This window comes from Pyrobaculum sp. (genome assembly GCF_049971835.1).
GTDB lineage: Archaea > Thermoproteota > Thermoprotei > Thermoproteales > Thermoproteaceae > Pyrobaculum.
This window is the reverse complement of sequence record NZ_JBMFKV010000069.1, coordinates 1-9,879: the sequence shown is the minus strand read 5'-3', so window position 1 is coordinate 9,879 and position 9,879 is coordinate 1. Positions and strand designations below refer to the sequence as shown.

At 58.2% G+C, this 9,879-nt stretch carries 9 protein-coding genes, 1 tRNA gene and 1 pseudogene; 6 read left to right on the top strand and 5 right to left on the bottom strand.

Annotated features, from left to right (window positions below):
- Positions 1-123 precede the first annotated feature (123 nt).
- Positions 124-681: a hypothetical protein gene (locus tag ACP5J3_RS07415; protein ID WP_428495097.1), complete on the bottom strand. Its 558-nt coding sequence runs from the start codon at positions 679-681 to the stop codon at positions 124-126.
- A 41-nt stretch (positions 682-722) separates the two neighbouring features.
- Here ACP5J3_RS07415 and ACP5J3_RS07410 point away from each other — a divergent pair, with 41 nt between their 5' ends.
- Complete coding sequence (locus ACP5J3_RS07410) at positions 723-3,509, top strand: DEAD/DEAH box helicase (protein ID WP_428495099.1); 2,787 nt, start codon at positions 723-725, stop codon at positions 3,507-3,509.
- Here ACP5J3_RS07410 and ACP5J3_RS07405 read toward each other — a convergent pair.
- Positions 3,486-4,490: a sugar phosphate transferase gene (locus ACP5J3_RS07405; protein ID WP_428495096.1), complete on the bottom strand. Its 1,005-nt coding sequence runs from the start codon at positions 4,488-4,490 to the stop codon at positions 3,486-3,488. The two genes, ACP5J3_RS07410 and ACP5J3_RS07405, sit on opposite strands and share 24 nt — an antisense overlap.
- A 40-nt stretch (positions 4,491-4,530) precedes the next feature.
- Here ACP5J3_RS07405 and ACP5J3_RS07400 point away from each other — a divergent pair, with 40 nt between their 5' ends.
- On the top strand, positions 4,531-5,256 hold the full coding sequence (locus tag ACP5J3_RS07400) for a hypothetical protein (protein ID WP_428495098.1): 726 nt from the start codon (positions 4,531-4,533) through the stop codon (positions 5,254-5,256).
- Here ACP5J3_RS07400 and ACP5J3_RS07395 read toward each other — a convergent pair.
- Positions 5,244-5,528: a hypothetical protein gene (locus ACP5J3_RS07395; protein WP_428495095.1), complete on the bottom strand. Its 285-nt coding sequence runs from the start codon at positions 5,526-5,528 to the stop codon at positions 5,244-5,246. The two genes, ACP5J3_RS07400 and ACP5J3_RS07395, sit on opposite strands and share 13 nt — an antisense overlap.
- Positions 5,529-5,558: 30 nt before the next feature.
- Positions 5,559-6,062, bottom strand: coding sequence for a ribbon-helix-helix protein, CopG family (locus ACP5J3_RS07390; RefSeq protein ID WP_428495094.1), 504 nt, complete (start codon positions 6,060-6,062; stop codon positions 5,559-5,561).
- Positions 6,063-6,195: 133 nt separating this feature from the next.
- Between ACP5J3_RS07390 and ACP5J3_RS07385 the strand changes: the two genes are divergently transcribed.
- The 3 genes from ACP5J3_RS07385 to ACP5J3_RS07375 all read left to right on the top strand — a co-directional run bounded on the left by ACP5J3_RS07385 (position 6,196) and on the right by ACP5J3_RS07375 (position 7,980).
- Positions 6,196-7,263: a glycosyltransferase gene (locus tag ACP5J3_RS07385; RefSeq protein ID WP_428495093.1), complete on the top strand. Its 1,068-nt coding sequence runs from the start codon at positions 6,196-6,198 to the stop codon at positions 7,261-7,263.
- A complete protein-coding gene (locus ACP5J3_RS07380; protein WP_428495092.1) occupies positions 7,251-7,481 on the top strand; it encodes a hypothetical protein in 231 nt (76 codons plus the stop codon). The genes ACP5J3_RS07385 and ACP5J3_RS07380 overlap by 13 nt, the downstream gene beginning before the upstream one ends.
- Before the next feature lie 402 nt (positions 7,482-7,883).
- Positions 7,884-7,980: transfer RNA gene (locus tag ACP5J3_RS07375), tRNA-Lys, on the top strand.
- 89 nt (positions 7,981-8,069) lie between these two features.
- Here ACP5J3_RS07375 and ACP5J3_RS07370 read toward each other — a convergent pair.
- Positions 8,070-8,498, bottom strand: coding sequence for a hypothetical protein (locus ACP5J3_RS07370; RefSeq protein ID WP_428495091.1), 429 nt, complete (start codon positions 8,496-8,498; stop codon positions 8,070-8,072).
- A gap of 253 nt (positions 8,499-8,751) precedes the next feature.
- On the opposite strand from ACP5J3_RS07370, the pseudogene ACP5J3_RS07365 reads away from it, so the two are divergent.
- A pseudogene (locus tag ACP5J3_RS07365) lies at positions 8,752-9,879 on the top strand (hypothetical protein); the annotation flags it as partial.

Genomic DNA, 9,879 nt, shown 5'->3' with positions numbered 1-9,879 from the left:
CATGATGATTTCGATCACAAGTCTGCTGAAGAGGTCCATAACTTTACACGTGGTCTTAGTTTAATTATCAGCCAGCCAAGCCCCCAGCGCTGAGAAAGCCCTCGCTCTGTGAGAAATTAGACTTTAATGCTCCTTTTTAAAGAGGGAGCGTAGTAGCAACACACTCATTACAAGTAGTAGCGTCGCCGATGCGCTGGATATCCCAGCCAGTATCCCCAGTAGCGTGCTGGGCGCCGAAGCCACCGCTGGGTAGCCCGCTTCGCACTCTATATATAGCCCTTTGGTTTGGTATATCTCCACGGTGGGGGTTGCCGCCGCGGGTTTTAGCACATCCTTACGAGAGCCGCCGCCGACGTAGCACACAGCCCTCGCCTTTGGGTCTTTCACAGTCACCACAGTGAAGTCGCTACCTGTTGAACACGCCACGTAGAACTTGGGCTGGTTAGGCCATGTACCCAACTGGCACTGCGGGTTGGAGTAGTCTATGCCGAAGACGGTATATGTGCCGTTGAAATACCAGGAGAGCCGCTTCTGAGGTAGAGCCACCTCGCTGCCGTTTATAGACAAGACGCTGTCTTTCGCAACTGCCTTGAAGGGGGTCGTGCCGTTTACCACCAGCACCACGCTCTGCGCGGAGGCGAGGGCCACGGCCACTAGCAGGATCAAGGCGCCTCTAGGCATGTGGGACGGTGTTAGATAATTTAATAAACCTTATGCATTGCGTGGTTTTTCATCTACTTCACCCCGCCGTGAGGGAGGCGTTGAGGGAGAGGGGGATGGAGGAGCCGACCGAGCCTCAGATGAAGGCGATACCAGAGGTGCTGGCTGGCAACAACGTCCTCATAATAGCCCCCACGGGCAGTGGGAAAACCGAGGCGGCTCTGTTGCCTATACTTTCTATGATGCTTACGATGGGTCTGGAGAACGCTGGGATTTATGTGCTCTACATAACTCCGCTAAGGGCGCTTAATAGAGATCTGCTGGAGAGGATTAGGTGGTGGGGCGAGAGGCTTGGGCTGAGGGTGGACGTGAGGCACGGCGATACTGACAAGGCTGATAGGCAGAGGCAGAGCAAGACGCCGCCTCACATATTGATAACGACGCCCGAGATGCTCCAAGCCATCATGACTGGGAGGAGGCTGTTGAGCCACTTGAAGGAGTTGCGGTGGGTCATTGTCGACGAGGTTCACGAGCTGGCTGAGGACAAGCGGGGGGTCCAGCTGAGCCTCGCGCTTGAGCGGCTGAGGTACCACGTGGGTAGGGACTTCCAGATAGTGGGGCTCTCGGCCACCGTGGGTAGCCCCGTGGAGGTGGCGAAGTTCTTAATCGGGGCTGACAGGCCCTTTAAGATCGTAATGGTCAACGTCACTAGGTACATGAAGCTTGACGTGGTGAGGCCTAGGCCAACGGAGGAGGACGTGAAGCTGGCGGAGGCCTCCAGCCTGTTTCCAGACGTCGTGGCTCGGTTGCGGCTGATAAAAAGGCTGGTGGAGGAGAACCGAAGCACGTTGATTTTTGTCAATACGAGAAGCATGGCGGAGCTCCTCGGGTTCCGGCTCTCATACCTCTTCCCCGACCTGCCGGCCGCAGTTCACCACTCCTCGCTGTCAAAAATGGTGAGGGTTTCGGTGGAGGAGAGGTTGAAGAGGGGTGAGTTGAAGGCTGTGGTGGCCACCTCCAGCCTAGAGCTGGGTATCGACATCGGGCACGTGGATTTGGTAATTCAGTACATCTCTCCCCACCAAGTCACGAGGCTTCTACAGAGGGTGGGGAGAAGCGGGCACAGACTGACCGCGGTGCCTAAGGGTGTTGTGATAGGGGAGGACGTCAACGACGTCATGGAGGCGGTTGTCATCGTCAAAATGGCCAGGAGCGGCTTCATAGAGCCGACGCAGATACCCAACAAGCCCTACGACGTGTTGGTGAACCAGGTGGTGGCGTTTTTGATATTAAAGCCGCGGTGGAAGCTTGAAGAGCTCTACGGCGTCATAAAGAAGGCGTATCCATATAGAGATCTCGCGCTGGACGAGCTGAGGAGGGTGGTGAAATTTATGCAAGACCTCTACCCAAGGCTGGCTGTGTATTTTGAGGACAGTGACACCGTGGCGAGGCCGAGGGGACGCGGCTTCTACCGCTACTTCTACGAAACTCTGTCTATGATACCGGACGAGAGGCAGTACGCCGTTATAAACGCCCAAACGGGCGAGCTCGTCGGCGCCCTTGACGAGTCGTTCGTGGCTGAGTACGGCAACGTGGGGGTGAAGTTCATATTCAGAGGCAGGCCCTGGCTTATCACTGCCGTCGAGGATAGGAGCATCAAGGTGGCCGAGGTCTCAGACCCCACCGGCGCCATACCGAGCTGGATAGGCGAGGAGATACCCGTGCCATTTGAAGTGGCGCAGGAAGTTGGAAAGCTGCGGAGGATGGCCAGGGATAGGCCTGACTATAGAGCCATAGCGGAGGAGTACGGCATAAACGAGGAGACGGCTAAGTTTGTCGTAGAGGAGATGGAGAAGCACCGGGGGCCTCTGCCCGACGAGAGGACGGTCGTGGTGGAGCAGTACAGAGACAACGTGGTTATTGTACACGCCGCTTTCGGCACGCTGGTCAACAGAGCACTTGGCAAACTTCTGGGCGAGTTGTTGATAAAAGTTCTGGAGAGGCCCGTCGGCGTCCACCAAGACCCCTACGGGGTGATAATACAGTCCGCAGACAAGCTCCCGGCGGAGCTCGTCGTCTCGCAGATTCGTAAACTATCCTCAATGGATGTGAGAGAGCTCGCTGAGTTGATAAAGTCGGCGCTGGTGAAATCCGGCTCGTTTAAACGCAGAATTCTCCACGTGGCTAAGAGAATGGGAGCCGTGGACAAGGAGGCCGACGTCTACAACATCAGCATGTCGAAGCTGGTCGACGCGTTCAGCGGAACGCCCGTTTTTGACGAGGCTTTGAGAGAGGCGCTTGAGAAAGACCTAGACCTTTCGCACACTGTGGAGATCCTCCAGAGGATAAGGACGGGCGAGATCTCGGTGGTCTACACAGCGGCGCCGACGTACCTAGGCGATGCCCTCTACGAGAAGCTGTCCCATAGGCTGGAGATTATACCGCCCGAGAGGCTGAGGAGGCTGGTGCTCGACAGCGCAAAGGCCAGGTTGCTGAACTACGCCATGTTAGCCGCGTGTCTAGAATGTGGGTGGTACGGCATGGTGCGCGTCGGCGAGGTTAACGAAGTGGCATGCCCCAGATGCGGCGGCAGCAACATAGGAGTCGTGCGCGTGGTGCGTAGCGACAACCTGGAGAGGGAGGTCCGGCGCAACTACGAAGAGGTGAAGAAGACCGCCGAGATCCTGCGCAGACACGGCTGGGCTGGGTTGTACGCACTAGCCTCGCGTCTGCCCACCGAGGCCGTGGAGAGTCTGCTGGCGGAGGCCGACGGAGCCGACATCAACAGCTTAACTGAGAAGATACAGGAGATGGAAAAGGAGTATCTAAAACAGAGACTTCTTGAATAAGCGGCGTAGGTAGGAGGCGTAGAGATCAACTCTGCCGAACTGCGACAAGTCTCGCCTCACGTACTCCGCCGCCTTTTCTGCATCCATAGCCACCACCTCCCCGTCTTTGTATATCGAGAGCGGCGGCACATCTCTATCCACAACGCCGTAGAGATGGGAAAGCGGACCGATGAACCTCCCCCCGTATATCAGAGTGCCTATCGCCGTTTTGACAAACTCGCCGACCACTGGCCCCAGCTTCCTGTAGCCCTTTGACGCGTACGAGGGCCTTATCAGCCCCATGGTGTTTTTCAAATTAGACACATTGGTCCCAGCTCCGAAGTTTACAAAGGAGGATACGTAGGAGTCGCCGAGATACCCGCCGTGTTGCTTACGGGTGTAGGCGTCTAAGACGGCGTTCTTAACCTCGTCCCTGGCCTTGGAGTCGTAGTACAGAGCGGCGCCCGGCCGGACGTAGGTAAACGGTAGCACCGCTGACGACGGCCCCACGACCACCGGCCCCTCGACATACGTGTACTCGTACACCCTCCCCCTGACGTAGGCGTCGCCGCGCACGTCGCCTCTCACGTCGCCCCTAATCAACTCCACTCCGAGTGCCCTCAGCCGCGCAAACGCGGCCTGCATAATCTCAACATTGCTCTCTATGATATCTGCAAGAGATTCAAGAGGCGTAGCCGCCTGCTCCGCCCCGCCTAGATTAATTCGGGTGCCTCCACAAGCCAAATTTCTCGTCTTAAGTAGGTGAGGCACGCAGCCAACCTCCACCTTCGGAACGTCGTGAGGCGTGCCCTCTCTAATTTCAAATCTGCAACCCTCTAGTATAAGTGGGAGGTCTATCTTCTCCTCTACGTATATGATCACCTTCCCCGCCTCGCACAGCGACAGCGCCGCCAGCTCCACGAGCCTAAACCCACCCGCGATTAAGTACGGCGGCGGCGCCGCGAGCTCAGGCGCGATGGAGCCGGTCAAGGCGATCTCCATGAATAGACTTATTAACACGTTTTTAAAAAGTAGCGGGGCGATGATCGAAAAAGCTGTGAAAAAAATCTTGGGGGTAGAAGACGTGCCTAAGTGGCTGGAGAGAGAGGTGTTGAGAAAAGTGGAAGAGGGCCTAGACGTGGACAGCGCCGTGAGCTACCTAGCCCCGTTAATTACGGAGGTGCACAGAACAAACCTCGCCAAGTTCCGACCCGGCGGCGCCAGCGTTAGGAAGGCCTCGGTGTTTCTAACAGCGGAGTTAATAGAGCGTCTAGGCTACCGCGCTGAGTTCGTAGAGCTGTTCGGCTCCACGCTCCCCGCCGCGGCGAGGGGCGGGGGGACGTATACGCCCGTTGTTCCTATTTTTGACAAGAAGAGGAAGTCGCAGTACCTCGCATCCAAAAGCAGGAAATACATGCGTAGCGTTATACAAATTACAACCACGCCGGACGCGGAGGGCGTATTAGCCGAGGTGATCAAGACGCAGAAGCCGCCCTACTACTACCTATACACATCGGCAAACGTCGGGAAGCTCATCGAAGACTCGGTGCCCATCACGGCGACGGTAAACAAAAAATTCAGAGATCTCTACTTCTACTGGAGGTTGTTCAGAGAGCGCGGCTTCCTTGTGCTCGTGGGGAGGGAGATCGGCGGCGTGTCGGTGGACATCCTCGCCGTGGGACTCGGCAAATACGCCGTGGTGACCGGCGCAAGCTCCAAGAAGTTAAATAGGTTAAAGAAGGTGGTAGACGCGGTTTACCTCGTCTGAGCCGCCGCCTTCCTCCTCTCCCTGATTCTAGCCACCTCCCTTTCGATGAGGGAGAGATGGAAGCCGAGCTCCTCAATGGCGAATTTCTTAGCCACCTCCCTCCCGTACTTAACAAACTCCTCCGCCTCCTCCAGCCTCTTCTTCCTCACCTTCTCATACGCCGTATACACGATACACTCAACCAGCTTCTCCTTAAACTCAAGAGCCTTAGCGGAGTTCCCCTCCTTCTCCGCCCACATAATGAGCCTCTCCCACTTGCCACAGATAGGCATAGCGCCAACTCTAAACACGGTTAATAAAGTTTACTCAATTACAGACAACTGAGCCTTGAGCTTCATAAGCCTCATGTACTCCTCCTCCATCCCGAGCCTCTTAGCCGTCTTCAAAGCCCTGGCAAGCTTCTTATTCAGCTTCATTGCGATTTCGGGATTCCTAGGAATGACCCCAGCCCTTACCTTTCTCAAGTAGTCCTCCACGTCTTTAATTATAGACGCCACCTCGTCTACGGCCAGCTCGAAATCCACGTCGTCTACAGATGAGGCTTTCTGCACATTCACCGTGAGGACAATAGGCTCCACCACGACCCTCTCCCTAGGCCTCTCTATGTTGTACTTGCCCAGGAGGTAGCCAGCTATGAGGTAGCGGACTAGTTCAGAAACTCCATCGAGGCCCTCCCTCTTCGCCAGCTCCTCCAGCACAGCCTTCACCTTTCTGTGCACCCTCACTGAGACAATCGCGCCCTCCTTGTCCGGCGCCCTGAACAAGTCGTTATACGTCAAGTCAAATTCCCTAACCTGGCCGCTCATATCTCAAAAACTCCCAGAGTTATATACCCCAAACGCCTAAATTCAATATTTACACCAACTTGGATACACCCCCTCCACGGGGTAGCCATTGCCCTTATAAATCACGTTTTTTAAACCCCAGCAACACGCCGCCGTGTTGGAGCTGTTGGTAATAATACCCTTCGTGCTCCTCGCCGCGGCGGGCCTCGCCAGGGAGTACTACTTCTGGAGGGGGGGAGGCGGGGGACATGTACAGACCTGTAAAAAAATCAGCGTGGTAACCCCCATGAGGGGAGTCCACACAGCCACAGAAGACAACCTGAGGGCGTTGACCTCGCAGAAGGTTAGCCCAGAGGTTGAGTACGTCTTCGTCGTAGACTCGGCGGCGGACCCCGCCTATGAAGTCGCCAGGAGATACGGGAGGGTCCTCCTCAGCGAGGGCGAGGGGAAGAGCGCCGCCCTGGCCACCGCGCTTAGGAAAGCAACCGGCGACTGCGTAGTATTTGCAGACGACGACATCAGGCCGGGGCCGCACTGGCTCGAGGAGATGACGGCGCCCCTCTCCAGCTACACAGCAGTGACCACCTACCGCTGGTACCTCGGCAGAGGCCTCTGCCACAAGGTGAGGCTGGCCATCAGCAACATGGGGTTCCCGGCGATGCTAGACAAGAGATCAAGGTTCGTGTGGGGAGGCTCCACGGCTTTTAGGAGGGACTTCGCCGAGAAGACAAGGCTCGCCGACAGACTGCCTAGATACGTAAGCGACGACTACGCGGTGTACTCAGCCATAAAGGAGCACGGAGGCGGGATCTGGTTCGCAAAAGGCGCCATAGCCCCCACGCCGGACCCGGATTGTAAACTAGGCGAGGCATTCTGGTGGGGAGTTAGACAGATCCTAATGGTGAAGTGGCACGCCCCCGCGGGGTGGTACGCCGGGCTTGTTATATACACGCTGGGCTTCCTACTCTCCGTGGTGCTCCCAGCGGCCGGTCTCCTAACCGGCGACAGATGGCTACTCGCCGGGCTCGCCCTCCACCCAATCAATCTATTTAAAGACGCCGTGAGGGCGCGGGGCGTGAGGAAACACGCCGGCGTGCCGATCAGCCCCGCCACAGTAGTCGCGACGTGGGCCGTGGGCAACTTCGTAATCCCACTCGCAGTGTGGACCTCTGCGTTTGTCAAGTGCGTCAGCTGGAGGGGGAGGAGGATATGCCGGCAATAGACTACTCTGTTCTGTGGGCCGTCATAAAAACTGCCTTCTACGCAGTGGCCTCTATACTGGCCGCGCTGGGCCTCGGCGAGGCGGGCGGCCGGGTCATGGCCGCGCTTCTATTCGCCGCGCTATTCTTCATATCGGGGGCGTTTAAAAAGACGCGGAGGGTAGTGGGGCCACTACTGGCGATAGCCATCATAGTTTCAATACTCCTAGCGCTGGTGTAGTCACGCCTAAGACGCCACGGGCCCCCACCACACGGCTACGCCGCGACGAGATAAACCCGCCACAGATCCACAGCCCCAGTATACGTCAAGGCCGTCACTGAGATTAAGACAACGGGCCCTACATCAGTTACCCACGTGGCTACGGAGAAGGAGGCGAGATTCTACAAAAATGGGGACGAGTCAGCGTACTACGTAATCATACACGCTGGCGCTGACGCAAGGCGGACGATGTGAGGATGGACGCCGTGTTAATGGCGTTGGGAATAGACAAGTAGCACAGAACACCAAGACAGATACAACCCACCTGAGGCGCCTTAGAGGCACTGATGAAGCTGGAACCCGTGTCCAGAGCCCTGGGCATGCCTCAGAGAAAAACATAAAAACACACAAAAAATTAGTAAAGGGCCCGTAGCTCAGCCCGGTTAGAGCGGCGGGCTTTTAAAGGGCTACGGCCCGGGCAACCCGTAGGTCGTGGGTTCGAATCCCACCGGGCCCGCCAGTATTTCCGTGTCGTCTCACGTGGGTGGGTGTCCGCCTTCCCCGCCCCGTTGCAGATCTCTAGGTAGCGCTATGGTGCGCCTCTCGGCTCTATGCTGGGGAGGAGAAGAACTTTTCGGCGCTGTCGGAGGCTTTGTACAGAACGATGACGAGAGCTATGCCTAGGACGGCTGAGGCTATTGGGATGGGGAACAGGGCGACGCCTAGTACATGTAGCCAAGCCACGACGCCGAATGTCCCCACTCCCGTGTCTGCCTCCAGTTGTCTCCATATCTTAAACCAGAAGATCCTCAGGGCTACGGCGATGAGCCACGTCAACGCCGCGGGATCGCCGGGTATCTCCAGCGTGGCGGCCGGCGCCCCCGCCTTCACCGTGGCCGCGAGGTGCAGTACGTAGACCGCCAAGCCCAGCCCGGCGGCTAGCGTGATAACTATGCCGGCAAGGAGGAGGGAGGAGGCGTAGCTACACAGGTTGCTTTCGAAATTTTTCTGTAGTTTTGTAAAAGCCTTCCACATCAAATACGGGGGATAGGCGGAAGCCGCGGCGACGGCGAGAAGCCACGCGGCAGGCGCATCGGCTAGAGGAAGATGACGACAGCTGAGGGCAAGGCGAAGAGGAAGACTAGAAAGTCTATGACTAATGCCTTCTTTATCAGTGAAAGAGCGTCTGCAACCTTCCCATAATCCACCTACATACCTACTCAGGCATAAATAAGATGTGCCCCAGCCGGCGCGGACGGCTATATTTATAAGTAGACCCCTCTGCATCAGCATGTGGTGGTGGCGGGTCTTCCTTGCCGCCGCCGTGTTGGCCGCGTTGATAGCCGCCGCTGAGGTTAAGTGGGTAGCCTTCTCCAACCCGAGCGGCGGCCCGGATCTTCCATGGGGGCTGTGCCTCGCCAGCGGCAACGTCTATGTGGTGGGGTACGAATATGGGGCCTTGGGCAATGGGAGGTGGCGCGTCGAGAGGCGTGACGCGGCCGACGGGAGGCTTGTGGGCGTGTGGTCGTGGGACCCCACGCCGCTGGACGATTGGCCCGCCTCGTGCGTCGCCGCAGGGGGCCGGGTCTACGTAGTGGGGCACGCGGGCGGCAGGTGGGCGCTGGCGGTGCTAGACGCAGACCTCAGGCCCCTGGCGCAGTTGGTGGAGGAGGTGGAAGGCGCCGCGTACTCCGCGGCGGCGGACGGGCTGTACCTCTACGTCGCTGGCTACGAGAAGATAGACGAGTGTGACTGGCAGTGGCGTGTCGAGAAGAGGCGCCTCGGCAACCTCTCCCTAGTGGCCGTCTACACGTCTAACCCCACCAGCTACGGCGACGTGGCGAATGGCATCGGCGTCGACCCGGCCACGGGCCGCCTGTGGGTCGTGGGAGGCGCCCTAGACATCTGGTGGGTGGAGATACTAGACAGAGAACTCCGGCGGGTCAAGGCCCGGGCGCTGGTCGGCTGGCTAGGCCCCGCGGTGGGCGTGGCATTCGACGGCGTGGGCAACGCCTACGTCTACGGCGTAGGCGGCGTCGTCAAGTTTGGCGCAGAGGGGGAGCCCATCTCCGAGGCAAGGATACGGGACCCCGCCGGGGCCGTGTACGCAGGCGGTCGGCTCTACGTCGTGGCTCTGGACGGCGGGTACAGGCTGGCTGTCTACGGCCCCAGCTACGGCTCCCTACTGGCCAAAATCGACGAGACCGACCTAACGCCCCAGCTGTTGAGACGTGTATACATAGGCGAGGCCCCCTACAGAGTTATCCACCAGCGAGCCGCCTACGAGAGAGGTGTCGTGTACGCCGCCGTGGAGGCCGGGGTCTTTTCAGACGCCGGCTGGCTCATACTCTCCATCTCGCTGACGGCCCCCGTCACGGTTGCTGTGGTGGACGGCTCAGGCGCTCCGCGGGACTGGCTG

Bases quoted from the DNA above. Each gene is read 5' to 3' on its own strand.
- ACP5J3_RS07415 (WP_428495097.1), bottom strand. From the start codon at position 681: ATGCCTAGAGGCGCCTTGATCCTGCTAGTGGCCGTGGCCCTCGCCTCC.
- ACP5J3_RS07390 (WP_428495094.1), bottom strand. From the start codon at position 6,062: ATGAGCGGCCAGGTTAGGGAATTTGACTTGACGTATAACGACTTGTTC.
- ACP5J3_RS07395 (WP_428495095.1), bottom strand. From the start codon at position 5,528: ATGCCTATCTGTGGCAAGTGGGAGAGGCTCATTATGTGGGCGGAGAAG.
- ACP5J3_RS07405 (WP_428495096.1), bottom strand. From the start codon at position 4,490: ATGGAGATCGCCTTGACCGGCTCCATCGCGCCTGAGCTCGCGGCGCCG.
- ACP5J3_RS07400 (WP_428495098.1), top strand. From the start codon at position 4,531: ATGATCGAAAAAGCTGTGAAAAAAATCTTGGGGGTAGAAGACGTGCCT.
- ACP5J3_RS07380 (WP_428495092.1), top strand. From the start codon at position 7,251: ATGCCGGCAATAGACTACTCTGTTCTGTGGGCCGTCATAAAAACTGCC.